Annotated in this window: 21 protein-coding genes; 16 read left to right on the top strand and 5 right to left on the bottom strand. The window is 65.4% G+C overall.

What is annotated here, in order from left to right:
- Positions 1–29: 29 nt before the first annotated feature.
- The 5 genes from NGB94_RS03895 to NGB94_RS03875 all read left to right on the top strand — a co-directional run bounded on the left by NGB94_RS03895 (position 30) and on the right by NGB94_RS03875 (position 4,764).
- Positions 30–1,178, top strand: a complete 1,149-nt coding sequence (locus NGB94_RS03895; RefSeq protein WP_325789237.1) for a MalY/PatB family protein — start codon at positions 30–32, stop codon at positions 1,176–1,178.
- Between the two features lie 89 nt (positions 1,179–1,267).
- Positions 1,268–1,624 (top strand): DUF6507 family protein, encoded by a 357-nt coding sequence (locus NGB94_RS03890; RefSeq protein WP_325789236.1) that lies wholly within the window; start codon positions 1,268–1,270, stop codon positions 1,622–1,624.
- Between the two features lie 305 nt (positions 1,625–1,929).
- The gene (locus NGB94_RS03885) at positions 1,930–2,856 is read left to right on the top strand and encodes a hypothetical protein (protein ID WP_325789234.1); all 927 of its coding nucleotides are present in this window, start codon (positions 1,930–1,932) and stop codon (positions 2,854–2,856) included.
- A 99-nt stretch (positions 2,857–2,955) separates the two neighbouring features.
- Positions 2,956–3,345 carry a hypothetical protein gene (locus NGB94_RS03880; protein WP_325789232.1) on the top strand — a complete coding sequence of 130 codons (390 nt, stop codon included), beginning with the start codon at positions 2,956–2,958 and terminating at the stop codon, positions 3,343–3,345.
- 3 nt (positions 3,346–3,348) lie between these two features.
- Positions 3,349–4,764, top strand: a complete 1,416-nt coding sequence (locus NGB94_RS03875; protein ID WP_325789231.1) for a hypothetical protein — start codon at positions 3,349–3,351, stop codon at positions 4,762–4,764.
- Positions 4,765–4,770: 6 nt separating this feature from the next.
- Here NGB94_RS03875 and NGB94_RS03870 read toward each other — a convergent pair whose 3' ends face one another.
- The 4 genes from NGB94_RS03870 to NGB94_RS03855 form a co-directional block, all read right to left on the bottom strand.
- Positions 4,771–5,529 carry an ABC transporter ATP-binding protein gene (locus tag NGB94_RS03870; RefSeq protein ID WP_325789230.1) on the bottom strand — a complete coding sequence of 253 codons (759 nt, stop codon included), beginning with the start codon at positions 5,527–5,529 and terminating at the stop codon, positions 4,771–4,773.
- Entirely contained in the window at positions 5,526–6,506 is a 981-nt protein-coding gene (locus NGB94_RS03865; protein WP_325789455.1) for an iron chelate uptake ABC transporter family permease subunit, read from the bottom strand. The genes NGB94_RS03870 and NGB94_RS03865 overlap by 4 nt, the downstream gene beginning before the upstream one ends.
- A 28-nt stretch (positions 6,507–6,534) precedes the next feature.
- Complete coding sequence (locus NGB94_RS03860) at positions 6,535–7,578, bottom strand: ABC transporter permease (protein WP_325789228.1); 1,044 nt, start codon at positions 7,576–7,578, stop codon at positions 6,535–6,537.
- 80 nt (positions 7,579–7,658) lie between these two features.
- Positions 7,659–8,612, bottom strand: a complete 954-nt coding sequence (locus NGB94_RS03855) for a siderophore ABC transporter substrate-binding protein (protein ID WP_325789227.1) — start codon at positions 8,610–8,612, stop codon at positions 7,659–7,661.
- Between the two features lie 363 nt (positions 8,613–8,975).
- Between NGB94_RS03855 and groES the strand changes: the two genes are divergently transcribed.
- From groES to NGB94_RS03800, 11 genes are all read left to right on the top strand, one after another.
- On the top strand, positions 8,976–9,272 hold the full coding sequence (gene groES / locus NGB94_RS03850; RefSeq protein ID WP_055239413.1) for a co-chaperone GroES: 297 nt from the start codon (positions 8,976–8,978) through the stop codon (positions 9,270–9,272).
- A gap of 71 nt (positions 9,273–9,343) precedes the next feature.
- Positions 9,344–10,954, top strand: a complete 1,611-nt coding sequence (gene groL, locus NGB94_RS03845; RefSeq protein WP_325789226.1) for a chaperonin GroEL — start codon at positions 9,344–9,346, stop codon at positions 10,952–10,954.
- A gap of 159 nt (positions 10,955–11,113) precedes the next feature.
- Positions 11,114–13,204: an acyltransferase family protein gene (locus tag NGB94_RS03840; protein ID WP_325789224.1), complete on the top strand. Its 2,091-nt coding sequence runs from the start codon at positions 11,114–11,116 to the stop codon at positions 13,202–13,204.
- A gap of 116 nt (positions 13,205–13,320) precedes the next feature.
- The gene (gene guaB, locus NGB94_RS03835; RefSeq protein WP_325789222.1) at positions 13,321–14,838 is read left to right on the top strand and encodes an IMP dehydrogenase; all 1,518 of its coding nucleotides are present in this window, start codon (positions 13,321–13,323) and stop codon (positions 14,836–14,838) included.
- Between the two features lie 79 nt (positions 14,839–14,917).
- Positions 14,918–16,057: a GuaB3 family IMP dehydrogenase-related protein gene (locus NGB94_RS03830; protein ID WP_325789221.1), complete on the top strand. Its 1,140-nt coding sequence runs from the start codon at positions 14,918–14,920 to the stop codon at positions 16,055–16,057.
- A gap of 52 nt (positions 16,058–16,109) precedes the next feature.
- Entirely contained in the window at positions 16,110–17,831 is a 1,722-nt protein-coding gene (locus tag NGB94_RS03825; RefSeq protein WP_325789219.1) for a glycerol-3-phosphate dehydrogenase/oxidase, read from the top strand.
- A gap of 16 nt (positions 17,832–17,847) precedes the next feature.
- Positions 17,848–18,339, top strand: coding sequence for a PTS sugar transporter subunit IIA (locus NGB94_RS03820; RefSeq protein ID WP_325789218.1), 492 nt, complete (start codon positions 17,848–17,850; stop codon positions 18,337–18,339).
- Between the two features lie 55 nt (positions 18,340–18,394).
- Entirely contained in the window at positions 18,395–19,204 is an 810-nt protein-coding gene (locus NGB94_RS03815; RefSeq protein ID WP_325789217.1) for an SURF1 family protein, read from the top strand.
- A complete protein-coding gene (locus NGB94_RS03810; protein WP_325789216.1) occupies positions 19,201–19,623 on the top strand; it encodes a DUF3817 domain-containing protein in 423 nt (140 codons plus the stop codon). Before NGB94_RS03815 ends, NGB94_RS03810 begins: the two co-directional genes overlap by 4 nt.
- 32 nt (positions 19,624–19,655) lie before the next feature.
- On the top strand, positions 19,656–21,284 hold the full coding sequence (guaA, locus tag NGB94_RS03805; protein WP_418910604.1) for a glutamine-hydrolyzing GMP synthase: 1,629 nt from the start codon (positions 19,656–19,658) through the stop codon (positions 21,282–21,284).
- Between the two features lie 138 nt (positions 21,285–21,422).
- On the top strand, positions 21,423–25,334 hold the full coding sequence (locus tag NGB94_RS03800) for an AAA family ATPase (protein ID WP_418910603.1): 3,912 nt from the start codon (positions 21,423–21,425) through the stop codon (positions 25,332–25,334).
- Between the two features lie 384 nt (positions 25,335–25,718).
- Here NGB94_RS03800 and NGB94_RS03795 read toward each other — a convergent pair whose 3' ends face one another.
- The gene (locus NGB94_RS03795; RefSeq protein ID WP_325789212.1) at positions 25,719–26,465 is read right to left on the bottom strand and encodes an SAF domain-containing protein; all 747 of its coding nucleotides are present in this window, start codon (positions 26,463–26,465) and stop codon (positions 25,719–25,721) included.
- Between the last annotated feature and the right edge of the window lie 88 nt (positions 26,466–26,553).

The following is a 26,553-nucleotide window of genomic DNA, read 5'->3' as shown; positions in this document are numbered from 1 at the left end:
CAAGGCACGGATACGGGTATCTTGGGGCCATGACTGAGATGGCTGTTGATTCCCTTGACGTTCTTCGTCTTCGTACCAGCGCCAAATGGCGCACCTATCCCGGTGACGTGCTGCCGCTGTTCGTAGCGGAGATGGACTATCCTCTCGCGCCCCCGGTGGCCCGCGCGATGATCGAACGGATCGAAGCATCCGACGTAGGCTACATATCCGGCCCGGGTCCGGTGGGTCCGGCGTTCGCAGGCTTCGCGCAGCGGCGCTGGGGCTGGGATGTGGACCCGGAGGATGTCCGGACCACAACAGACGTGAGCGTGGCCATCGTGGAGACTCTGCGGCAGATTCTCGAGCCGGGCGACGAAGTCATCATCACTCCGCCCGTGTATCCGCCGTTCTTCGATCTTCCGCTGGAGGCGGGCGGCAGGACCCGTGAGGTGCCGCTGCTGCAGGACGACGCCGGATGGTCCCTGGACCTGGACGGACTCGAGACTGCGTTCGCCGGCGGTGCCAGCGCTCTGCTGTTGTGCAATCCGCACAACCCGCTGGGCCTGGTGCACCCGAAGGAAACGCTCGACGCCGTCGCCCGCCTTGCAGCGAAGTACGGCGCCACTGTGGTCAGCGATGAAATCCATGCGCCGCTGGTCTATTCCCCGGAGGCCTTTACGCCCTTCCTCTCGGTGTCCGACGAGGCACGCGCCCACGGTGTATGTGTCACTGCGGCCAGCAAAGGGTGGAACATTGCCGGGGCGAAATGTGCCCTGATGATTGCCTCGGCCCCGGAGACCCGGCTGCTGCTGGATGAAATGCCGGAAGAAGTAGGTTTCCGGACCTCGATCCTGGGCCTGCACGGCACCGCCGCCGCGTATGCGGAGGGCGATGAGTGGCTCGACGGCGTCCTGGCAGTCCTGGCCTCTAATCGGGAACTTTTGCGCGAGCTGCTGACCGCGGAGCTGCCGGGGGTGGGATACCGGATGCCGGACGCGAGCTATCTCGCCTGGCTGGATATGCGTGCACTGGGCTGGGGGACGGATCCCGCGGAGTATGCCCTTGAGATGGCTCGTGTAGCCGTTGAACCGGGCCTGAAGTTCGGGACTGCCGGGGCAGGCTGCGTCCGGTTGAACTTCGGCTGTGCCCCGGAAGTCCTTGAAGAAGCTATCCACAGATTGAGCGCAGCCAGAGAGTAACTGCCTGGAAACCCGTACGCTCTTCCGAAAAGGAGCACAGCGCCGGCGGGGGAAGGAACCTCCGGCGCCGACTATGGAGGGTGTGGGACATGCCGCTGAATGGCTACAGCGTCAATCCGGAAGGATGCGCAAGTGTCCTTTCCCAGGTAGAGGAAGACGAATGCCGGCACGAGGCAGCGTCTGCCCTGCGGAACGGCTTGTGCGCGGCAAAGGCAGCGTGCGCGGGCGGTTCCGGAATGGTGGCGCAGGCGCTCGCCGAGGTATGGCAGGACACCATGAGTCTGCAGATAGAGGCGGCGGAGGCCCGCATCCGCAACGCGGCTGAGGGCGTCCGGAAAGCCATCACCATTATTGCGGGCGCGGACCAGGAGATGGCCGAAACAGCGAAAGCCAGCCTCGCTGAGGCACAGGCCGGATGGGAACTTCAATTGAACAGGGCCGGCTGATGCTGATCGAGACGTCCAGTCTCGCTGGCTGGTGTTCGCCGGACGCGGTGGAGGGCGCGGCACCAGCAGTGAAACGGGCCGGGGATGCGTATCTCCAAAGCGCGGAACAGGCCGGCGACACCTGGAAGCAGCTTGGATCGCACTACGCGGGGGAAGGCTCAGCCGAGGTCATCGCTGCGTATCGGAACGTAGTGCCGAACGCCGCAATGGTCGCGGACACAGCCCAGGTTGTCAGCACAGCGCTGACGGAATTCGCGGAGGGAATTCGGTTCCTGAAAATTCGGCGGACGGCGCTCCTGGAACGAGTGGAAGCCGCAAACCTGCGGGCTGCGCAAGAGCAGGAGTCCGTCTGCCGCCCAGATCCGGTATACACACCGCAGCCGGCAGCAACGGCGGACCTGCTGCTGCCGGCCGAAGTGGCTGCCCTGGCTGCCCAGTACCGAGCCCTTGAAGAGCAAACCGCTGCAGAACTGCGGTCCGCTTTCAGAGGTGAAGGCTCGCTCCTGGACGCCGCCACGAGTATCCCCGCGACGGTTCTCTACGCAGTAGTAGGCACAGGGATAAACGCCACTCAGGTTCGGCAAACAGCTGTTAGGGAATTGCGGCCCGCGCGGTTGTACCTCGGACACCAAACTGCAGCACAACGTATGCGCATGGTCAGGGGCAGCTGGACAACTCAACTGAAACCTACAGCCTTCTTCAGCTTCGACCTTCGCCCGAAAGCCTCAAGGGATCTCTACAACCGTTCGGACTGGTACCGCAACCGGGTAAAGGCGAATCCGTCGAACTGGGTCCTGCCGGACAGGTATAAGGATCTTGGTGCGGCAGCGAAAGGGATCAACGTCGGTGGCGCCGGCATTCTCTCCGTAGTCTCAGCTGGCTTTACTGTTGCCGGTGAACGGGAGTCCGCCTACAACGAATTACTGCAGTCGAACCCCGGCTGGAGCAGGGAAGAAATCGACCGGCGGGCAAACCTCGAGGGCGGGATCAAGGGCGGTACCAAGGCGGGCATTGACATCGGTGCAGCTGCCGCCGGTGCGCTCATCGGTACCGCAATCGGCGGGCCGGTCGGTACTTTGGTTGGCGCCGGAATCGGTATCGGCATTTCAGCGGTTACCTCAATAGAATTTGATTTCTTTGGCGGGCGCACGGTGAAAGACGTAACAGCCGACGGTGTCATGGATGCCGTAGACAGTTTCGCGAAGGGGTGGGACAAACTCTTTGGCGGTTGACCACTTACCGGAATGGAATACAAATGCGGAGTATGACAGAGCTTAAGTGCATGACGAAGCCCTCTCGCGTCGGCAATCAAAAGCAAGGTGCAGCGCGGCATGGAATCTGAAACCAACTATTGGGTGTACTTTGCGTTCATGTTGCCCTTTGGGCTCATTGTGTTCACTGGTGGCCTCCTCCTTTACACAAAAAAGTTTGTGGGCCTGCTGGTCCTGGATAGCTTCATGCCCGGAAAGCCCTCCCTGGCGCAGACATACATTGGAGCATGGCTCCTTTTGATGGCACCGAGCGAATTCGTACTTCAGTCCGACATCGACGCCCTCATTGTTCCCTACAGCTTTGTGCTTCTCGGATGCCTCGCCCTTGGCTTGCTGGGCTGTTTCTGGATGCCCAAGTTCCTCCAACCCAAGTGGATGAAAGAGGGAGACAAACTCGAGGCCCGTGGGAAAGACCCGTTCACCAAACGTTTCTACAACGGGGAAAGCTAGCCCATGACATCCGGCGTCGAAGGCCTCAGCCACGAACAGATAGCCGGTCTCTGGGTCCCCCGGCCGCAGGACTGGGAACTGGAACAGCTGGCTGCGGACACGATTGCCGTCGCACATCCACAGGTGCCCTCCGGGATCTTTCGACCCAACATAGTACTGCGCTGGGCACCTGCGAACGGGACCTCGCTGGCCCGATACGCAACCGCGGCACTGGCTTCGACCATGCAGACAGCACACCAAGTCCGCATTCTTGCCCACGAGGTGTGGCCAATGAACGGCCCCGAAGGCCCGGTAGCCGGCCGCAGGCAGCGCTTTGTTCATCTGGTGGAGCAGCACCCGGTGTGCGTGGATCGCTGGCTGTGGATCGCGGGAGAGCGGGTCTTCGAGGCAACGGCAAGCTATACCGTTGACCAGCTCGTTGGAATGAAGCCGCTGTTCGAGCAGATGATCAAGGACCTGCGGATCGACGCCGGAGACGGGCCCTCGGCGGGAACGAGCCGGGAACACAGCGTCCTGGAGACCATCGCGCCCACCGAACCGCACTTGGATGATGATGCAACACGGTTGGCGGGAGAGGACCGTGAGGAGCTGGCCACGCTCGCAGCTGCCCAGCCCTGCCAGGAACCGGCACTTCTCCTGCCCATCCCCGCCCTGGAGCTGATGGACAGCATGGCCAAGCGGAACCGGCTGGGAGTGTTCCAGCGCAAGGGGCCGGAGTTCGCAGCCCTCAAGGACGCCGGTTTCCTCTCCCCAGAGGGTTCGCTGACACCGGCCGGAACTGAGTTCGTGGCCCCGCTCCGCAGGCCGGATGCGGCATTCAGCGTCACGGCAGGCGACGCCTTTGGCGGGGCCGTTCTGCAGGTATGGATAGGCGGAGGCATTGGCCGGGTGACGGCGGAACCAACACGCTTCCACAGCGAATCCGCCCGGGTGCCGGGCCCGGACGACCTGGCCGTCCAGGTGCTCCAAGCCAACGCAGTCCCCAAAGCGATAGCGGACTGGCTGGGCTTCTCGCCGGCTTGGAGTGTTCCGCATGAGCCCGTAGTCCTGACGAAGGACCAGTACGAAGCGAGAATGAAGTCCGCCCAGGCAGAAGCCCCGGAAGGCCTGGGCGAGGCGGCCGCGCGCATGTGGGAACAACCCTGGACTGAGTGGGAAATCGTCGACGAGGGGGATGGCAGCTGGTTCGGATTCGTGAACGCGGGACCGACCGGCCAGTACCGCCTCGGTCCGGCAGCAGACGCCGGATCGGTGATGCTGGAGCCGGTCACGTCAGCCACTGTCTGGGACACTCTCGTGCGGTTCATCCACGCTGCGGTTGAAGGGACCCCGCTCTGGGTCCCCGAGCTGCCGGGCTTCGATGACCGGCCGGCGGACGGCAGAGCCCCGGAAGGCAAGGTCTGGGAAGCGTACCCCTAAGCGGTCCTAAGCGAAGTACACGCCGATCCGGTTACCTTCGATCTCTTCGATCCGGATATCGATCTCGTAGATGTCCTTCAGGACCTCAGGTTGCATGATCGTTGACGGAGGCCCCTGGTGGAGCAGCTTGCCGTCTGCCATGGCAATGATGTCGTCCGAGTAGCAGGACGCGAAGTTGATGTCGTGGATGACCAGGACAACGGTCTTGCCCAGTTCATCGGTCAGCCGGCGGAGCAGCCGCATCATTTCCACGGAGTGCTTCATGTCAAGGTTGTTCAGCGGTTCGTCCAGCAGCAGGTAATCGGTGTCCTGTGCCAGCACCATGGCAATGAACGCACGCTGGCGCTGGCCGCCGGAAAGCTCGTCGACGAAGCGGTCCGCCAGCTCCGTCAGGTCGAGGAAGGTCATGGCCTGCTCGATCTTTTCCCGGCACAACGACGTCGCGCGCCCGCCGTTGTGCGGGTACCGGCCAAAGCCAACGAGGTCGCGCACCGTCAGCCGGACGGTGAGGTGGTTGTCCTGCCGGAGGATGGCCATCTTGCGGGCCAGGTCCTTGCCCGGGGCGCTGGAGACATCCAGCCCGTCCACGGTGACCGATCCGGTGTCGGCCTTGAGGAGGCGGCTGATGATCGAAAGCAGCGTGGACTTGCCGGCTCCGTTGGGGCCGATGATCGAGGTGACGCCGCCTTCCTTGATGTGGCAGCTCACCTCGTCCACAACAGTGTTGCCCGCGTACTGCTTGGTGACGCCGGTGACCTGGATCATTTGAGGGAGCCTTTCAGGAGCAGGATCAGGAAGACGATCCCGCCAACGAATTCAATGACAATGCTCAGCGCGGTGTCGAAGGCGAAAACGCGTTCGAGGACCAGCTGGCCGCCGACCAGGGCAATGATGCCCAGCAGGACGGCGATGGGAACCACTGCCTTGTGGGAGAAGTGGGAGCACAGCTGGTAGGCGAGGGAAGCCACCAGCAGGCCGAAGAAGGTGACCGGGCCAACCAGTGCGGTGGAGACGGCAACCAGGACGGAGCAGATCACCAGGACGCCGGTGACCGAACGCTTGTGGTTCACGCCAAGGTTGATGGAGGTATCCCGCCCGAGGGACATGACATCGAGGGAGTGCCGCATCCGCCAGGCCGGAACGCTGACGATCGCCACGGCGATAAGCGAATAGCCCAGCAGTGCGCCGTCGACATTATTAAAGGACGCGAAGAACAGGTCCTGCAGGATGATGAACTCGCTTGGCTCGATCAGCCGCTGCAGCAGGGAGGACATGCCGCGGAACATGGTGCCCAGGACGATTCCCACCAGCAGCATCAGGTGCAGCGACTTGCCCCCGCCGGTGAAGAGCCAGCGGTAGAGCAGGAAGGAGAAGCCCACCATCAGGGCAACTTCCATGCCGTAGCGCAGCGGCTCGGACATGGAGAGCACCAGTCCGCCGCCGAAAGTGAATACCAGGACGGTCTGGATCAGCACGTACAGGGCGTCGAAGCCCATGATCGACGGCGTGAGGATCCGGTTGGCGGTCACCGTCTGGAACAGCACGGTGGAAACCCCGACGGCGTAGGCCACCAGGATCATCGAGCCCACCTTGATGGCACGGCGGGGCAGCACATAACCGATGTTTCCGCGCAGCTCGATGGTCATAAAGACGGTAACCAGGACTGCGGCCACCACGGAGAGCGCAATGATCCAGAACTTGGGGGAGAGGTTGCGCACCGGACGGCGGCGCTGCACCGTCATTGCCGAGGGCAGGACGCTGGTGGGGGAGCTAGGCACGGGCGGAGCGCTTTCTCAGGAGCAGGTAGAGGAACAGGACGCTGCCCACGGCAGCGACGATCACTCCTACCGGAATTTCGTAGGGGTAGCGGATGGTCCGGCCGATGATGTCGCAGGCCAGGACAAAGCCGGCGCCGAAGATCGCCACCCAGGGAATGGCGCGGCGGACGTTGTCACCGACCAGGAGGGAAACAAGGTTGGGAACGATCAGCCCCAGGAACGGCACGGAACCGACACTGACCACCACGACGGCGCTGATCAGGGACACGATAACCAGGCCAAGGGTCATGACGCGGTTGTAGTTCAGGCCGAGGTTCGTGGTGAATTCCTGGCCCATGCCGGCAACAGTGAAGCGGTCAGCAGCCAGGAACCCGATCAGGGTCAGGGCGCCGACGATCCACAGCAGCTCATAGCGCCCGCGCAGCACGCCGGAGAAGTCACCGGTCATCCATGAATTCAGGGTCTGCAGCAGGTCGAAGCGGTAGGCGAAGAACGTGGTGACGGCGGCGATGACACCGCCGAGCATGATGCCAACCAGGGGAACAATCAGGGTGTTGCGCAGCGGAATGCGGCGCAGGATGAGCAGGAACAGGGCGGTCCCGGCCACGGCGAAGAGGGTGGCGGTGGACATTTTCATGAACAGCGAGGCGCCGGGGATGAGGACCGTTACCACGAGGATGCCCAGGGACGCCGATTCGATCGTGCCGACGGTGGAGGGTTCCACGAACTTGTTCCGCGCCATCAGCTGCATGATCAGCCCGGCCACGCTCAGTGCCATCCCGGCGAGGATGATGCTCAGGGTCCGCGGCACCCGGCTGACCCAGAAGATGTTCCAGGCGTGTTCGTCGCCGGCCAGCAGTGAGGACAGGGAGACATCGCTGACCCCCACGAACATGCTCACGACGGCGAGTACGAGGACGGCGGTACCGCCGAGGACCAGCATGGCTGCCGGGCCGGGGACCCGCCGTCGTGGTCCGGACATGGCAGCGTCCCCGGCGGTTGCCGGAGCAGCGGGGGTGCTGATCTGTGTTGTCATGAAGGTTCCGTCTCCCTCATCGGCCGGGGCCGCCCGAAGGCGGTCCCGGCCAGTGAGGATCTAGCAGGTACGAAGGACGGTTAGGAGATGCCGTCCTGGACAGCGCTGACCATGGCGTCAACGTTGTTCAGGCCGTAGCCCACCAGGTACCAGCTGGAGGAATCGAGCATGGTGATGCGGTCGTTCTTGGCAGCCTTGGTGCCCATCACGAGTTCGTTGTCCAGAACGGCGGAGGCGACTTCACCGGCATTGCCGACTGCGACGTCGCGGTCGATAACGAACAGGTTGTCCGGGTTGATCTCGGCGACGTATTCGAAGGAGACGGATTCGCCGTGCTGGGCTTCGGACTTGATGTCGGCTGCGGTCGCAACGCCGAGGACGTCGTGGATCAGGCCGAAGCGCGAGCCTGCGCCGTAGGCCGTCATCTCGCCGCCGCTGGTCATGATGATGAGGCCGTTTCCGGCGTCGGCAGCGGTTGCCTTGGTTTCTTCGACCCTGGAGTCGAGCGCGGCGAGCTTCTCCTCAACCTCGGCTTCCTTGCCGAAGATTTCACCGATGATCTCGGTGTTGGAGATGAAGGAGTTCCACGGGTCCGCAGCGTCGGTGCTGAGGTTGATCGTGGGGGCAATCTTGGAGAACTCTTCGTAGGAGTCGGCAGTGCGGCCGGACATGATGATCAGGTCCGGAGCGCCGGCGCTGATTGCCTCGAAGTCCGGTTCCTTCATGCTGCCGATCTTGGCGTAGTCATCCGAGCCGTACTTCGAGAGGCTTTCGGGGAAATTCGCTGCCGGAACGCCGTCAACTTCAATGCCGAGGGCGTCGAGGGTGTCCAGCGCACCGAGGTCGAATGTGTAGACGACCTCCGGGTTCACGGGAACCTCCGTGGTGCCCTGGGTGTGCTCCACGGTGACGGTGGTCGACTCTGCGGCCGCGGGTTCCGCGGCGGCGTCAGTCTCCGCGCCGCATGCGCTGACCGCGAGCAGGGAAACCAGGGCGGTTCCGGCCAGGAGCCGGGACTTCAGGGTGGTCTTCACTTGGGGGTGCTCCAGATGTTCTCTTCAGGTTGGCCTGCCGGCGGATGCCTCCACCATTAGGTCACAAAATCGTTTGCTAATTTCGCGCGCCTTTGAAAACTATCTTGTTAGGCAAGGCTAAGCAACTTGAATGTAACGTGGCCGCACGCCCTCCGAAGCCCCCGCGCTGGCCGGGAAGAATAATCTGGCATGTTTGTTGGCACTCACCTTGACCGAGTGCTAACCGTTGCATAAAGTCGGAGCTAGCACTCCCCGCGTGAGGGTGCTAATTCCTGAGGGAAGCGCCCACCGGCACCCGCGACGACGGCAAGCGCCTACCGACGGTCCACAAACCCGTTAGTAACTAAGCAAAGGAGAGCCCGAGTGTCGGTCTCTATTAAGCCCCTTGAGGATCGCATCGTTGTTCGCCCGCTCGAAGCTGAGCAGACCACGGCTTCCGGCCTGGTTATCCCGGACACCGCTAAGGAAAAGCCCCAGGAAGGTGAAGTCGTAGCAGTCGGCCCCGGCCGCGTTGACGACAACGGCAACCGTGTGCCGATCGATGTTGCTGAAGGCGACGTCGTCATCTACTCCAAGTACGGCGGAACCGAGGTCAAGCAGGGCGGCCAGGAATACCTGGTGCTCTCCGCACGCGACGTGCTGGCCATCGTCGTGAAGTAAGTCTTCGAAGACCCCGGCCAGATTCGGCCGGGGTCTTCTTTTGTAGATGTAGTTCTCGAAAGGACACACACATGGCAAAGCAGTTGGAGTTCAACGACTCCGCTCGTCGTTCACTGGAAGCCGGTGTCGACAAGCTCGCCAACACCGTCAAGGTCACCCTCGGCCCGCGCGGCCGCAACGTGGTGCTCGCCAAGACCTGGGGCGCCCCCACCATCACCAACGACGGCGTCACGATCGCCCGCGAGGTGGAGCTCGACGATCCGTATGAGAACCTTGGCGCCCAGCTGGCCAAGGAAGTCGCCACCAAGACCAACGATGTTGCCGGCGACGGCACCACCACCGCCACCGTCCTGGCCCAGGCACTGGTCAAGGAAGGCCTGCGCAACGTAGCCGCAGGTGCCGCACCCGGCGCCCTGAAGCACGGCATCGAGACCGCTGTTGAAGCCGTGGCCGCACGCCTGCTTGAAAACGCCCAGGAAGTCGAAGGCAACCAGGTTGCCCACGTCGCTGCAATCTCCGCCCAGAACGAGGAAGTCGGCCAGCTGCTGGCCGAGGCCTTCGACAAGGTCGGCAAGGACGGCGTCATCACCATCGAGGAATCTTCCTCGACGTCCACCGAACTGGTCATCACCGAAGGCATGCAGTTCGACAAGGGCTATCTCTCGCCGTACTTCGTCACCGACGCAGAGCGCCAGGAAGCCGTCCTCGAAGACGCACTGATCCTGATCAACTCCGGCAAGATCTCCTCCGTGGCAGAGTTCCTGCCGCTGCTGGAGAAGGCGCTCCAGGCCTCCAAGCCGCTGTTCATCATTGCCGAAGACGTGGACGGCGAAGCCCTCTCCACCCTGGTGGTCAACAAGATCCGCGGCACGCTGAACGTTGTTGCCGTCAAGGCACCGGGTTTCGGCGACCGCCGCAAGGCCATGATGCAGGACATCGCCACCCTGACCGGCGCCCAGGTTGTGTCTCCGGACCTCGGCCTGAAGCTGGACCAGGTTGGCCTGGAGGTGCTGGGTTCGGCACGCCGCATCACCGTCACCAAGGACAACACCACGATCGTTGACGGCGCCGGCTCGGAAGCCGACGTTGCCGACCGCGTTGCCCAGATCCGCGCCGAGATCGCACGCACCGATTCCGACTGGGACCGCGAGAAGCTCCAGGAGCGCCTCGCCAAGCTCTCCGGCGGCATCGGCGTCATCAAGGTTGGTGCTGCAACCGAGGTTGAGCTCAAGGAAAAGAAGCACCGCATCGAGGACGCCGTGTCCTCTACGCGTGCTGCCCTGGAAGAGGGCATCGTGGCCGGCGGCGGTTCCGCGCTGGTCCACGCTTCCCGCGCCCTGGACACCGATTCCGAGGTGGCAAAGCTCGACGGCGACGCCGCGACTGCCGTTGGCCTGGTCCGCCGCGCTCTGGCCCAGCCGCTGCGCTGGATCGCTGAGAACGCCGGTGCCGAGGGCATGGTAGTTGTGTCCAAGGTGGGTGAGCTGGACGTCAACAACGGCTTCAACGCCGCCACGGGCGAATACGGCAACCTGATCGAAGCCGGCGTCATTGACCCGGTCAAGGTCACCCGCTCCGCACTGCGGAACGCCGCTTCCATTGCCGCGCTGGTCCTGACCACCGAGGCACTCGTCGTCGAAAAGCCGAGTGACGAGGAAGACGACCACGGTCACAGCCACTAATTCCGGCTAAGCCCAAGGCCCCGTCAGGCACGGATTCGTCCGCGTCCGGCGGGGCCTTCGGCGTACTTTGGAGGCAGTGCGGGGCGGTGGGATTCAGGCTTCAGAGCGGCAGGCCGGTAAACTCATGCGGTATTTGCCGTTTTGAAAGGACACCAGCAAGTGTCAGCACCCGTGCAGCACGCTGCCGCTTCGCCCAACCCTCCGGCTCCCGCGCCGCGCACCGCAGAACGCCGTTACCGTCCCGAAGTCCAGGGCCTGCGTGCCCTCGCGGTGGTGCTGGTTGTTCTCTATCATGTCTGGCTGGGCCGGGTCTCCGGGGGAGTGGATGTCTTCCTGCTCATCTCGGCGTTCCTGCTCACGGGATCCTTTGTCCGCAAGGCTGAAAGCGGGCGGGCGCTGGCCCTGGGCAGGTACTGGCTGCACCTGTTCAAGCGGCTGCTGCCCGCCGTCGCCGTCGTACTGCTCGCAGTGCTTGCCGCAGCGGCGGCCCTGCTGCCTGCCAGTGCGCGCCAGGACCTGATCAGCCAGACCTGGTCATCGCTGTTCTATTTCCAGAACTGGGCCCTGGCCAACAACGCCGTGGACTATCTGGCAGCGGACCACAGTGCCGCCAGCCCCCTGCAGCACTTCTGGTCCCTTTCCGTCCAGGGCCAGGTCTTCATCCTCTGGCCGCTGATCTTCGCCGCGGCGCTGCCGCTGGCCCGGCTCCTTCGCAGGAGCTACCGAACGGTGCTGACCGCCGTTTTCGGTGCGGTGTTCGCCGTGTCCCTGGCGTTCTCAGTCTGGCAAACCGGCGCCAACCAGGCCTACGCCTACTTCGACACACGAACCCGACTCTGGGAATTCGCGCTTGGTTCCCTGCTGGCGCTGGCTCTTCCCCACCTGCGCCTTGGGAGGCGGGTCCGGATCCTGCTCGGCTGGACGGGTGTCATTGCAATGCTCAGCTGCGGCATTATCCTGCAGGTCCAGCAGCAGTTCCCCGGCTACCTCGCCCTCTGGCCGACCCTCGCCGCCGCAATGGTGATCGCCGCCGGAGACACGGGAAGCCGGGCAGGCGCCGACCGCTGGCTCACGGCGAAACCGCTGGTGAAACTGGGGGACAACTCATACGCCCTCTATCTCTGGCACTGGCCGGTGCTGGTGTTCTGGCTGATCGCCTCCAAACAGCAGAACGCAGGACTGGTGGACGGCGCCGTCGTCATTGCGGTCTCGCTGCTGCTGGCCGTGCTCACCACCAAGCTGGTGGAGGGTCCGCTGCGCAGCTGGTCCTGGCCGCAGGTCTCACCCTGGCGTTCCGGCCTGGTCCTGGCCGCATCCTTCGCCCTCGTCGCAGCGCCGCTGGCGGGCTGGCAGGAGCGGGTCGATGCCCAGGCCGAGGCCGTGCGGCTGCAGTCCATCGCGGACAACCCCGGTGCCCTGTCCCTGGATCCGGACTTCCAGACCGCCTCTTCCACAACGGCGCTGGTGAAACCCGCACCGTCGGACATGGACCAGGAGTGGGCGCAGCTGGATGAGGCCTGCGAGGAAGGCGTTGCACCGGCGGCGGACAGCCTGCTGGAAAAGCACTGCAAGCAGATCGGTACCGCAGACGGCGCGCAGAAAACCATCGTGGTCCTGGGGGATTCCCACGCCATGCAGTGGACTGCCGCCCTGGGGCCGGTGGCCCGCGCCAACGACTGGCATGTGGTCACGGTCCTGAAGATGGGCTGCCGTTACGGGGCCGAAGATCCGGAGCGCTCCGAGGAATGCAACGCCTTCAACCAGGCTGCGGGGGAGTACGTCCTGGACCTGATGCCGGACGCCGTCTTCACCGTGGCCTCGGTCACCCGGGAGTCAGTGCCCGATGAAACGCTGGCCGGCGGCTACGACGAGGGCGTCCGCGGTTTCGCCGACGCCGGAATCCAGGTGCTGGCGATGCGGGACAACCCGCGTTTCGAGTTCGATATGTTCAAGTGCCTGGAGGACAGCGGCTTCGATGTCCAGGCCTGCCACGTTCCGCGCAGCCAGCTGCTGGCCGCCGTTTCGCCGCTGGACGGGCTGGAGGAACGCATCCCCGGTGTCCGGGTCCTGGATATGAGCGACCAGTTCTGCTTCGACGACGCCTGCCCGGGAATCATCGGCAACGTGATCGTCTACAAGGACCACGACCACCTGAACCGCACCTACATGGAGACCACGTCCCATGTACTCGCTGAACGCATCCTGGCCGCCACCGGCTGGGAAGGCGTCACAGTGCCCGGAACCACATAGCGCAAAGCACCCGAAGGAATAGGGAAGGGCGCTGATTTCGTTCTACGATTGGATAAACGCGGGCGTGTTGTCCCAGCCACCCCACAAAAATCTCCGGTCCTGAAAGAGGCGCGCACTTGAGCCAGCAGTCCCCAGAACACGATCCGTTCGGCTTCGTCGGACTTACCTACGACGACGTCCTTCTGCTGCCCGGCCCCACGGACGTCATCCCGTCCGAGGCGGACACCAGCTCCCGCCTGACCAAGCGCATCACCGTGCAGACCCCGCTGCTTTCGGCAGCGATGGATACGGTCACCGAGTCCCGCATGGCGATCGCCATGGCCCGCCACGGCGGCCTGGGCGTCATCCACCGCAACCTCTCCATCGCCGACCAGGCCGAGCACGTTGACCGCGTCAAGCGCAGCGAATCCGGCATGATCACCAACCCTGTCACCATCGACCCCGACGCGACGCTGCAGGAACTCGACGATCTCTGCGCCCACTTCCGCGTCTCCGGCCTGCCGGTCGTCGACCCGGAAAACAAGCTCCTGGGCATCGTGACCAACCGCGACACCCGCTTCATCCCGCGCTCCGAGTACGCCAGCCGCAAGGTCGGCGAAGTCATGACCCGGATGCCGCTGATCACCGGCCGCGTGGGCATCACCCCGGAGGAGACGGTTGAGCTCCTGGGCAAGAACCGCATCGAGAAGCTTCCTCTGGTTGACGACGACGGCCGCCTCCAGGGCCTGATCACCGTCAAGGACTTCGACAAGGCCGAGCAGTACCCGCTGGCCACCAAGGACGACGAGGGCCGGCTGCGCGTCGGTGCCGCCGTCGGCTTCTTCGGCGACGGCTACGAGCGTGCCATGGCACTGGTCGACGCCGGCGTTGACGTCCTGGTAGTGGACACCGCCAACGGCCACAGCGCCGGCGTACTGGAAATGATCGCCCGCCTGAAGAAGGACCCGGCTGCAGCCCACGTGGACGTCATCGGCGGCCAGGCGGCCACCCGCGAAGGCGCCCAGGCGCTGATCGACGCCGGTGCCGACGCCATCAAGGTTGGTGTTGGTCCGGGCTCGATCTGCACCACCCGCGTGGTTGCCGGCGTTGGCGTCCCGCAGATCACCGCCATCTACGAAGCGGCCAAGGCTGCCATTCCCGCCGGTGTTCCGGTGATCGCCGACGGCGGCCTGCAGTACTCCGGCGACATCGGCAAGGCAATCGTCGCCGGTGCTGACACGGTGATGCTCGGCGGCCTGCTCGCCGGCTCCGCCGAAAGCCCCGGAGACCTGGTGTTCGTGAACGGCAAGCAGTTCAAGACCTACCGCGGCATGGGCTCCCTGGGCGCCATGCAGACCCGCGGGAAGAACACGTCCTACTCCAAGGACCGCTACTTCCAGGCCGACGTGCCCAGCGACGAGAAGCTGATCCCCGAAGGCATCGAAGGCCAGGTGCCCTACCGCGGCCCGCTGTCCGCCGTCGCGCACCAGCTGGTAGGCGGGCTCCGCCAGACCATGTTCTACACCGGCGCCCACACCATCCCCGAGCTGAAGGCCAAGGGACGCTTTGTCCGGATCACCTCCGCCGGGCTGAAGGAATCCCACCCGCACGACATCATGATGACTGCCGAAGCACCGAACTACGGCCGCCGCTAAAGCCAGCCCCTCAGGAAGCAGGCACCGTTCCAGCCGGAACGGTGCCTGCTTCTTTTAGCGACTGGGATAACCTAGAGCAGTGACTAACGAGATAGAGATCGGCCGTGGCAAGCGTGGGCGCAGAGCCTACTCCCTGGATGACGTAGCGATTGTGCCCTCGCGGCGCACCCGTGATCCCCAGGACGTCTCGGTCAACTGGCAGATAGACGCCTACCAGTTCGAAATGCCCGTCATCGGCGCCCCGATGGACTCGGTGATGTCTCCGGCCAGTGCCATCGCCCTGGGCCGCATGGGCGGACTCGGCGTCCTGAACCTCGAAGGACTGTGGACCCGGTACGAGGATCCGCAGCCGATCCTGGACGAAATCGCCGTCCTTAGCGAAGAGAACTTCAACCCTTCTGCCACCCGCCGCCTGCAGGAGATCTACACCGCGCCGATCCAGGCCGAACTGATCACCTCCCGCCTGGCAGAGATGCGCGAAGCAGGCGTGACCGTAGCCGGTTCGCTGACCCCGCAGCGCACGCAGGAGTTCTACAAGACCGTCCTGGCCGCAGGCGTGGACATCTTCGTGATCCGCGGAACCACAGTTTCCGCCGAGCACGTCTCCAAGAACGTTGAACCGCTGAACCTCAAGCAGTTCATCTACGAACTCGACGTCCCAGTGATCGTCGGCGGAGCCGCAGGCTACACCCCGGCCCTGCACCTGATGCGCACAGGTGCTGCCGGCGTCCTCGTCGGTTTCGGCGGAGGGGCAACAACGACGACGCGGCGCGCGCTGGGCATCCACGCCCCGATGGCCACCGCGATTTCCGACATCGCCGAAGCCCGCCGGGATTACATGGATGAGTCCGGCGGACGGTACGTCCACGTGATCGCCGACGGCGGCATGGGCACCAGCGGCGACATCATCAAGGCGATCGCCATGGGCGCAGACGCCGTGATGCTCGGTTCTGCCCTGGCCCGCGCCGAGGAAGCCCCCGGCCGCGGCTGGCACTGGGGGCAGGAAGCCCACCACAGCGAGCTTCCGCGCGGGGACAGGGTCCATCTGGACACCGTTGGTCCGCTGAAGGAAGTCCTGTGGGGCCCCTCGCACCACACCAACGGAACCTCCAACCTGATGGGGGCACTGCGGCGGGCAATGGCAACAACCGGCTACTCTGACCTGAAGGCGTTCCAGCGCATTGACGTGCTGGTCTCGCCTTACCCTTACAACACCTGAGCACGTCCAACCCCACCACCAGCGGGGCACGCTTCAGAGAGGAACCTAGACCATGGCAACAGATGCACTCAGTCCGGAATACCGCGAAGAAGCCCTGCAGAAACTGCGTTCGACGACGGAGCCCGGCGGCCAGCTGGACATCCTGATCGTGGGAGGCGGGGTGGTGGGCGCCGGTGCTGCACTGGACGCCGTGACCCGCGGACTGAAGGTCGGCATGGTGGAGGCCCGGGACTGGGCCTCCGGAACGTCTTCCCGGTCCTCCAAGCTGATCCACGGCGGCCTGCGCTACCTGGAAATGCTGGACTTCGCCCTGGTCCAGGAAGCCCTGAAGGAGCGCGGCCTGCTGCTGCAGCGGATCGCCCCGCACCTGGTGAAGCCGGTCCCGTTCCTCTACCCGCTGACCAAGCGCTTCGTGGAGCGTCCGTACGTGGGCGCCGGCATTTTCCTCTATGACACCCTGGGCATGACGTCCGGCAATTCCCGCGGCGTGCCCATGCAGACGCACCTCACCAGGCGCGGCACCCTGCGGGCGGCCCCCAGCCTCAAGGATGACGCCATGATCGGCTCCATCCGCTACTACGACGGACAGGTGGACGACGCCCGGTACGTGGCCAACATGGTCAGGACCGCCGTCCATTACGGCGCCGCCGCCGTGAACCGGCTCTCCGTCGTCGACTTCCTCCGCGAAGGGGAGCGCGTTGTCGGCGCCCGTGTGCGGGACCAGGAGACCGGCGAAGAGTTCGAGATTGCCGCCAGCCAGGTGGTCAACGCCACCGGTGTCTGGACCGACGAGACCCAGGCCATGGTCACTGACCGCGGCCAGCTCAAGGTGCGGGCGTCCAAGGGCATCCACCTGGTGGTGCCGCGCGACCGCATCCAGTCCACTGTCGGCATGATCCTGCGGACCGAGAAATCGGTACTCTTCGTTATCCCATGGGGACGGCACTGGATCATCGGTACCACGGACACCGACTGGAACCTGGACAAGTCCCATCCGGCTGCCACGTCAGCGGACATCGACTACCTGCTGGAGCACGTCAACCGTGTGCTGAAGCGTCCCCTGACCCGCGAAGACGTCGAGGGTGTCTACGCGGGGCTCCGTCCGCTGCTGGCCGGCGAGAACGATTCAACCGCCAAGCTTTCGCGGGAACACGTCGTCGCACACCCGGTGCCCGGACTCGTCGTCGTTGCCGGCGGCAAATGGACCACCTACCGGGTGATGGCCAAGGACGCCGTGGACGAAGCCGCACGGGCACTGGATGAGAAGGTGCCGGAATCCTGCACGCAGACCATCCCCCTGCTCGGCGCCGTGGGCTACAAGGCCGCCTGGAACCGGCGCCACCGGACAGCCGACGAATACGGCATCCACGTTGTCCGCGTTGAACACCTGCTCAACCGCTACGGGGCCCTCGCCGGAGAGGTCCTGGACCTCATCAAGGCCAAACCGGAATTGGGCGAACCGCTTCCCGGAGCCGACGACTACCTTGGTGCCGAGGTTGTGTACGCCACCACCCACGAGGGCGCACGCCACATCGAGGACGTGCTGGCACGCCGCACGCGGATCTCCATCGAGTCCTGGGACCGGGGCGTCTCCGCGGCACCCGTTGTCGCAGACCTGATGGCACCGATCCTCGGCTGGGACGAGGCCCGGGTAGAGGAAGAAGTACGCCACTACCTCGCCCGGGTGGAAGCCGAACGGCTTAGCCAGGAACAGCCGGACGACGTGTCCGCCGACGCTGCCCGGCTTGCCGTCCAGGACATCGCCCCGCGCTGATCCGGAGCACTGACGCATGAGTGAACTCAGCCTGAACGCGTCCGGCGCCGTCCTTACCGAGCCGGAAATGGTCATCCTGGAAATGGAGGCCAAGGACAGGGACGACGCCGCGGCACAGCTGGCCCAGCGCATGTACGCCCTGGGCAGGCTGGACGACTTGGACGGTTTCCTGAGGGACGTCGCTGCCCGGGAGCACCAGATGGCAACCGGACTGCCCGGAGGGATCGGCCTGCCGCATGCCCGCAGCCGGCACACGGTGAAGACCTCCATCGGCGTCGGAATCTGCAAATACGGGCACAGCGTGGACTTCGGAGCCTCCGACGGCCCCGCGACGGTGGTGCTGCTGATTGCCACGCCGGCAGCAGCCTACTCCGAGCACCTGGAGGTGCTCGCCACGCTTGCCCGGTCCCTGTTCCGGCCATCTTTCCGGGAATCCCTGCGCCGGGCACAGGATCCGGAAGTCATAGCAGAGCTCATCAATTCCTCCCTCGTCTTCTTCGACCACTGACCAGTCCCGGAGGCGGCATTGGGTTTTCTACACGACTACGAAGTACCGTTAACCCGTGCTTAAGACTGCCCTGCAACCGCGATGGATCGCCGGACTGCTGTTTGCCCTGGCCATCTCCACCGTGTTCGTGCTGCTCTCCGAGTGGCAGTTCTCGGCAGCCGAAAACGAGGGACCGCCGCCCGCAGAGGACACTGAGGTGGTCCGCCCGCTGACGGACGTTTTCACCCCCGGCGTTCCGCTCTACGGCACCCAGGCAGACCAGATGGTTACCTTCACCGGTTCCTTCGATCCCGAAGACCAGGTCCTGATCGGGAACCGCCTGCAGGACGGCGAAGAGGGCTACTGGGTAGTCACGGCGTTCGACGTCGACGGCGCCCCGCAGGACGCATCGATCCCGGTTGTGCGCGGCTGGACGGAAGAAGCGGACGACGCCGGATCAGCCCCCGAGGGCGAGGTCACGATTACCGGCAGGCTGCTTCCGCCCGAAGCGCCGATCGCCGGGCCGGTGCCCGAGGGCATGGTCGCTGCGCTCTCCAGTGCAGAGCTGGGCAACATCTGGGACCGGCCGCTCTACTCCGCCTTCGTCACCGCCCACGAGACCCTCGTGGACGGTGCCCCGGCGGACACCGGGCTGCAGACCGTGACAGTGGCACCGCAGCCGCAGGAAACCACGATCAACTGGCTGAACATCTTCTACGCCGTCGAATGGGTGGTCTTCGCCGGCTTCTCCGTCTTCCTCTGGTGGCGCCTGCTGGCCGACTCATACCAGCGCAGCCTCGAAGAGGACGAGTACGAGGACGACGACTACGAAGACGACGAGTATGACGACGAACCCGGTACAACTAGCAGTGAGGTAAAGAATTGAGCGACCCCGCAGTCACCCGGCCGCCCCGCCCGAAGAAGAAGAAGCGCCGCTTCGGCGGCACCCACGCGCAGATCCGGACGGCCCTGGCGTTCTACAAGGTCTCCTCGTGGGTAACCGGTATCTTCCTGCTGCTGCTCGTGGCCGAAATGATCATGAAGTACGTGCTGGAGATTCCGCCGGTAATCGTGGGAGGACTGAACCTCTACACCGCGGTGCTGATCGCGCACGGCTGGCTCTACGTGGTCTACCTGTTCGCTGACTTCCGGCTGTGGCAGCTCATGCGCTGGCCGTTCTCCAAGTTCATCGTCATTGCGCTGGGCGGTGTGGTGCCGTTCCTCTCATTCATCGTTGAAACCCGCACCCACAAGCAGGTCCTCGCGGAACTTGAAGCGCATCCGGAAGCCGCCAAGCGGTACTAGCCGCTTCCACCCGGGAATCCGCAGCCGGCACAATGTGCGGGCGGTGCGCCGGGGCGACTATCCTTGAAACCGTGACTAATCCCGCGACTGCTCCCATTGAAGAGCGCCCCGTCCTGGTTGTGGACTACGGCGCCCAGTACGCCCAGCTGATTGCCCGGCGCGTACGCGAAGCCGATGTCTACTCCGAGGTCGTGCCGCACACCTACAGCACCCAGGAACTTCTGGCCAAGAATCCGGCGGCGATCATCCTTTCCGGCGGACCCTCCAGCGTCTACGCCGAAGGCGCCCCCAAGGTGGATCCGGACCTGTTCGACGCCGGTGTACCGGTTTTCGGCATCTGCTACGGCTTCCAGGCCATGGCTGCGGCCCTTGGCGGCAAAGTCGCCAGGACCGGCATGCGCGAATACGGTTCCACCGATGCGGCTGCCGTCAACGGTTCCCGCTCCATCCTTGAAGGAACCCCCGAGCACCAGAACACCTGGATGAGCCACGGTGACAGCGTCCACGAAGCCCCCGAGGGCTTCGAGGTGCTGGCCAGCACCGCCGGCGCACCCGTTGCCGCTTTCGCCAACGAGGAAAAGAAGCTCTACGGCGTCCAGTGGCACCCCGAAGTGAAGCACTCGGCCCACGGCCAGCAGGTGCTGGAGAACTTCCTCTTCAAGGGTGCGCGGCTGGACCGCAGCTGGACCACCGGCAACATCGTCGAAGAGCAGGTCGAACGCATCCGCGAACAGATCGGCTCCTCACGCGTCATCTGCGGCCTTTCCGGCGGCGTTGATTCCGCCGTGGCTGCCGCACTGGTGCAGCGCGCCGTCGGCGACCAGCTCACCTGCGTCTTCGTTGACCATGGTCTGCTGCGCGAAGGCGAAGCAGAGCAGGTTGAGCGCGACTTCGTCGCCGCAACCGGCGTCAATCTCTACGTTGCCAATGAGCAGGAACGCTTCCTGAGCGCGCTTGCCGGGGTCACCGATCCCGAAACCAAGCGCAAGATCATCGGCCGCGAGTTCATCCGAGCATTCGAAGAAGCCGAACGCGCCATCATGGCCGAAGCCAACGCTGCCGGGGAACCGATCCGGTTCCTCGTCCAGGGCACCCTGTACCCGGACGTCGTCGAATCCGGCGGCGGCGAAGGTGCAGCGAACATCAAGAGCCACCACAACGTCGGCGGCCTGCCCGAGGACATGCAGTTCGAACTGGTTGAGCCCCTGCGGCTGCTGTTCAAGGACGAAGTCCGTGCCGTTGGGCGCGAACTCGGCCTGCCGGCGGAGATCGTTGGCCGCCAGCCGTTCCCCGGTCCCGGACTGGGCATCCGCATCATCGGCGAAGTAACCAGGGAACGCCTGGACCTGCTTCGCCGTGCAGACGCGATCGCCCGTGCCGAGCTCACCGCAGCCGGCCTGGATGAGGAAGTCTGGCAGATGCCGGTCGTCCTGCTGGCAGACGTCCGCAGCGTCGGCGTCCAGGGTGACGGCCGTACCTACGGCCACCCCATCGTCCTGCGCCCGGTATCCAGCGAGGACGCCATGACGGCGGACTGGTCGCGCCTGCCGTACGACCTGCTGGCACGGATCTCCAACCGCATTACCAACGAGGTGGACGGCGTTAACCGGGTGGTGCTGGACGTCACCAGCAAGCCCCCGGGAACCATCGAGTGGGAGTAGCATCATAGAGCGCGGGGGACGGCTGAAGAGCCGTCCCCCGCGTTGCTATCCGGAGCTATCCCGGCAAATGACGATAGCTTGGAAGGTATGCCAGTTTGGTCGAGATCGTCGCGCGGAAGTGCAGGAAAGAGGGCATCAGTGTCTGAGCAGAATCCCGGGGACAGCGCCTCGGACTTCCTGCTGCCGTGGCTGGCCGGGCTGGGCCAGCACGCCGGGTCGGACACGCTGCTGCATTTCACGGTCACGCCGGAGAACAGCATCGACCTGACCCATGCCCACCCCTCCGGCCTGGCCCAGCTGCTCGCCGGGCGGAAGACCAGGCTCTCAACCCTGCTGCGCGACGCGGACCACTACAGCACGGCGATGCGTGCAGCCCGCGCGCTGCGGGCCAAGATCTACGAACTGGGCTCCGACCGCGGCATCGACGTCGGCTATCTTGCCGCAGGAACCGCATCCTGGCGCTACGCCTCGGATGAAGCGCTTCGCCCGGAATCCCTCACCGCTCCCGTGCTGCTCACCGCCGTCAGCCTCACGGTCCACGCTTCCCAGGACGATTACGAGCTTCAGCTCACCGGCAAGGCCGAACTGAACCCCGCCCTTATCCGTCACCTCGAGAACCAGCAGGGCCTCGACGTCGAGGCCGAGTCTCTGGCACGGCTGGCCTATGGTACGGCCCGTTTCGACCCGCATCCGGTCCTGGAACGGCTGCGTGGGCTCACCGAGGGTGTGCGCGGCATGAACATTGAGCACCGGCTCCTCGTGTCCACATTCGCTGACCTGCCCGACCTCGCCGAGGATACGGCCCTGGACCCCGCCCATCCCGTCCTCCGGGCGCTGATGGACGCAGCGGTCGACGGCGGCGCCGAAGTCCCGGAACCCGCCGACCCGGGGCTCCCGCCCCTGGACGACCGCGCCCCGGCCTCCGAACTCCTGGTCATGGACGCTGACCGCGAACAGCAGGATGTACTGGACCTGGCAGGCGCCGGCACCTCCCTCGTGGTTTCGGCACCTCCGGGAACCGGCCAGACGCAGACCGCGGTCAATTCGGCGGCCGCCCTGGTCAACGCCGGCAAGTCGGTCCTCGTGGTCGCCGAGCGGCGCGGGACGCTGAACGAGTTCGTTTCCGCCCTGGACAGCCTCAATCTTGGTTCGCTGGTGCTGCAGCTCGGGGCCGGCCTCAGCGAAGACGCCCTCCGGGACCGCCTCATCCGCGCGATCGTGCGCAGCGAGAAGGCAGCGGAACCGAACCTTGGCAACCTGCACAAGGTCCTGCAGGAAAGCCGCCACCAGCTCCGCGACCATGTGAAGTCCCTGCATAACGTGCGGCAGCGCTGGGGCTGCTCGCCCTACCAGGCCATGCAGTCCCTGGCTGAACTCACATCCCTGACTCCGGCACCGGCCACCACGGTGCGCCTGAAGCGCAGCGTCCTGGACAGCATCACGGACCGTACCGAGCTGACGGGCCGGCTGCGCCGCGCCGCGGAACTTGGAAGCTTTTCCCGCGCCGCCGTCTCCAGCCCCTGGTTCGGGGCCAAGCTGCTCAACCGCAAGGAGACCGAAGCAGCGCACAAGCTGACCGAGGAGCTGGCTGAGGCACTGCCGCAGCTGCGCACCCGGGTCCAGGAAGTGGCCGAGCACTCACAGATCCGGCTGGGGGAGACCTTCGCCCAGTGGGGCGAGCAGCTGCAGCTGCTGGTTGCGGTCCGCGAGAGCCTGGACAAATTCACCCCGGACATCTTCGACCGGCCCGTGACGGACCTGATCTCAGCCACTGCATCATCCTCCTGGCGCCGCGAACACGGCGTGGACATGAGTTCCATGACGCGTTCACGGCTGCGGCGCGTGGCCAAGGAATACATTCGTCCCGGTGTGCACATTGCGGATCTGCACACGTCACTGGTGCAGGTGCAGCAGCAGCGCGGAACCTGGACGCGGTACGCCACGACCCAGCGCCATCCCTCGGTACCCACGGGTCTGGCAGACCTGAACCGCACCTATCTTGAGGTCAAGGGCCAGCTCGACGAGCTGACGCGGATCCTCGCCGGAACTCCGGACCGGCCCAACCTCGCCGACCAGTCACTGGACGACCTCGAGAAGAAGCTGAGCGCCCTCGCCGGGGACAAGGAAACCCTTGAAACCCTGCCCGAGCGCACCCTGCTCGTGGACGAGATGCGCGGACAGGGCCTTGGCGAGCTGCTTGACGACCTTGAGGCCCGCGAAGTGACACCGCGGCAGGTCGGCTATGAACTGGAGCTGGCCTGGTGGCAGTCCGCACTTGAAGCCATGATCAGCGGCGATGACTACCTGGCTATGTCCGACGGCGACAGCCTGCGCCGCCTGGAGGCCGAATACCGCCTGGCGGACAATGCGCACATTGCCTCCGGCTCTTCCCGGCTTCGCTGGGAGCTGGCACGGCGCTGGCGGGAGGGAATCAAGTCGCGGCCCAAGGACGCCGCACGGCTCCGCGAAGTCATCAAGACCGGTCCGCTGACGGTGGATTCACTCTCCGGGCAGTCCGACGAGCTGGTGTCTTCGCTGCTTCCGGTCTGGGCCGCGAGCCCGCTCCTGCTGCCCATGATGCTTCCGGGATCCAGGCGCTTTGACGCCCTGATCATCCTGGACGCTGAGTCCATGAGCCTGCAGGCTGCCGTCCCGGCGATTGCCCGCGCAGAGCAGGTACTTGCCTTCGGCGACGGAAACCTCGGCGGCCCGCGTCCCTTCACCATCAACATTCAGCACCCGGACACGGGGACCGCAGAGGACGAACTGCCCAGCGCCTTCGACGCGCTTGCCCGGATCCTGCCCGTCCGGAACCTGTCGACTGTCTACCGGGGTACCGATAAGCACCTGCTGAAGCAGCTCAGCGACGAGTTCTACGGCGGACGCCTGTCCTGGGTGCCCCGCGGCGATGAAGTGGCCACCGGTGAACGGCCGCTCACGGTGGAGTACCTTGCTGACGGCACGGGCATGCCCAGTGCTGACCAGGAAGGCGTTGAAAGTGTCTCCGCCGAGGTCAACCGCGTGGTGGACCTGGTCTTTGAACACGTCCGGCGCCGTCCGAGCCAGTCACTGGCCGTCATCACTGCCAGCCCGCGGCACGCCGTTCGGGTGGCTGAGGCAATCCGTGTGCAGATGGCCAACTTCCCCTGGGCAGCGGATTTCTTCGCCCCCGGCGCCGAATCCTTCCGGGTGGTACCGGCTGACCGCGCTGCCGGCCTGGTCCGCGATGCGGTGATCTTCTCGCTCGGCTTCGGCAGGACCCCGCACGGCCGGGCGCTGCACAACTTTGGCCTGCTCTCCGAGCCGGGCGGACGGGGACGGTTCGTCAATGCGATGACCCGCGCCCGCCACCGCCTGCATGTGCTGACCTGCTTCCAGCCTTCGGACCTCGACGAGTCCAGGCTCGGCCACGGTGCCCGCGACTTCTACCAGCTGCTGGTGCGCGAGCTCGACGGCGGCCCGGCCCAGCCCACCAGCGAACGCCCTGCCGGAAACTCGATCATGGCGGATGACCCGCTGGTAGCGGACCTGGTGGGACGGCTCCGCTCGCGGGGCGCGGACGTCTGGGACCACTACGACGACGTGATTGACATTGTGGCAACAGTCCGGCGTTCCGCGGAGGCGGATCCGGCCGTGCCGATGGCTATCGAGTCCGACGGCACGGCACGGTACCGGGGCATGAGCGTTCGGGAACGCAGCCGGCTGCGTCCGCAGCTGCTTGAGCGGCTGGGCTGGCGCTACATGCCGCTGTGGACCATCGAGGTCTTTACCGATCCCGCCGCCTGCGCCGACCTGGTGGGACGGTACCTGGGACTCCAGGCCCCGGCGCCGGACCCCGAACCGATCCGCGACGTGAGCGCGGCGGCCGCCCCGGCCACCGTGGTTCCTCACGGCAGCACGCGGATCCGGCCACGGTCAGAGGAACAAGCCAACCCGGCGATTCGCGCCGCGGCAGCAGCTGCAGCGGCGGCCGGGGGAATCGACAGGCAGCATGAGCCAGGAACAGAACAGCCAACCGAATCCCGGAATGACGAATCCCGGCGACGGTGAAAACCGGGGGCCGGCTACGGGGAACCCACCGGCAGATGCTCCGGCGGCAGGCAAGCGCCGGTCCCGGCGGAGCACCTCTGCACCGACCAGGCTGAAACAGGCCGCACAGCTTGTGCATACTGCTCCGGCCTCCCCGGCAGCAGAAGCCGGGCCTTCCGCACCGGGCACCTTCGAGGGATCCCGTCCGCCGGAGACAGACAGGGCCGGCGGCAAACCGCATCCGGATTCCCGAAAGGCTCCGCAGCCGCGGGGCACTGGAATCCTGCCGCAGACCGCGGCTGAGGACGATCCCCGCGCGTGGGGAGACGCGCCTGAGGACACCTCAGACTGGCTGCGCGAACAGCGTCCTCCGCACTGGGGATAGTTTTGCGATGACCTGCGGAGCTACCGGGCACTGGGGATGAGGTAAAGCCCGCCACTGGCTGAGGCGACGGCCAGCTCCGGTGCGTCAGCTGCCCGCGCCGCGACCACCACCAGCTGTTCTTCCGCTGCGGCATCGGCCCCGGGCCACGAACCGGCCCCGCTTCCGGCCCCCGTTACCCACAGCACAGGGACACCGGATGCAAGGACTACCGGAGGGCCGGCCCCATCGAACCCCTCGTCGGCGGCGGCGACCACGTCGATCAGGACCCCGGGAGCCAGCAGCCGGGCGGACGCAGGATCAGCCGGACGGAGGGGCAGCGCTGCAGTTCCCTCCGGCGAACCCGCCAGCAGCCCGTCACCTACCAGGAGAGTCTCACTCAGCACCGTGCCGCTGCGCAGCGGCACGGCCAGCTGCTCCCCGGCGGCGGAACCGGTGCCGGTGAGCGCTCCAGGAGGCACGGCCTTCGGCGGAAGCCGGACCATGCGAAGGTCGCCGGGCGTAATGATGTGACCGGCGGGAAGGTCTCTGGCGGCAGCAGCCGCCGCGACCGCGGCAGGCTCGGCAGGCAGCATCGCCTGCACCGTGATTCCGGCAGCGGCAGCAACGAGCACTCCCGCCAGGAAACGCCGCCGGCGGACGAGGACGCGGTGAAGGCGCCCGCGTCCCGGGGAAACCCGGCCGGGAGGCGCCGGAGCCGGCCTGGCTCCGGCTGGCTGGACGTTGTCCCGTTGGCGGATCAACCGGCCGCGCCGGAAAGTGCTGAACATGCGGCCACGCTAGGCCGGGGGAGGGCCCGGTGCGCCCGCCAGGAGAAGTCCTGGGGAAAACAAAGGGCGCCCCGGGCTCCTGTGCAGG

This window comes from Arthrobacter koreensis, assembly GCF_035792275.1.
Taxonomy (GTDB): Bacteria; Actinomycetota; Actinomycetes; order Actinomycetales; family Micrococcaceae; genus Arthrobacter_B; species Arthrobacter_B koreensis_A.
This window is presented reverse-complemented; position numbering and strand designations above follow the sequence as displayed.

Coding starts and splice junctions, on each gene's coding strand:
- NGB94_RS03825 (WP_325789219.1), top strand. CDS start 16,110: ATGGCAACAGATGCACTCAGTCCGGAATACCGCGAAGAAGCCCTGCAG.
- NGB94_RS03795 (WP_325789212.1), bottom strand. CDS start 26,465: ATGTTCAGCACTTTCCGGCGCGGCCGGTTGATCCGCCAACGGGACAAC.
- NGB94_RS03865 (WP_325789455.1), bottom strand. CDS start 6,506: ATGACGGTGCAGCGCCGCCGTCCGGTGCGCAACCTCTCCCCCAAGTTC.
- groL (WP_325789226.1), top strand. CDS start 9,344: ATGGCAAAGCAGTTGGAGTTCAACGACTCCGCTCGTCGTTCACTGGAA.
- NGB94_RS03875 (WP_325789231.1), top strand. CDS start 3,349: ATGACATCCGGCGTCGAAGGCCTCAGCCACGAACAGATAGCCGGTCTC.
- NGB94_RS03820 (WP_325789218.1), top strand. CDS start 17,848: ATGAGTGAACTCAGCCTGAACGCGTCCGGCGCCGTCCTTACCGAGCCG.
- NGB94_RS03870 (WP_325789230.1), bottom strand. CDS start 5,529: ATGATCCAGGTCACCGGCGTCACCAAGCAGTACGCGGGCAACACTGTT.
- NGB94_RS03860 (WP_325789228.1), bottom strand. CDS start 7,578: ATGACAACACAGATCAGCACCCCCGCTGCTCCGGCAACCGCCGGGGAC.
- NGB94_RS03890 (WP_325789236.1), top strand. CDS start 1,268: ATGCCGCTGAATGGCTACAGCGTCAATCCGGAAGGATGCGCAAGTGTC.
- NGB94_RS03880 (WP_325789232.1), top strand. CDS start 2,956: ATGGAATCTGAAACCAACTATTGGGTGTACTTTGCGTTCATGTTGCCC.
- NGB94_RS03895 (WP_325789237.1), top strand. CDS start 30: ATGACTGAGATGGCTGTTGATTCCCTTGACGTTCTTCGTCTTCGTACC.
- guaA (WP_418910604.1), top strand. CDS start 19,656: ATGTGCGGGCGGTGCGCCGGGGCGACTATCCTTGAAACCGTGACTAAT.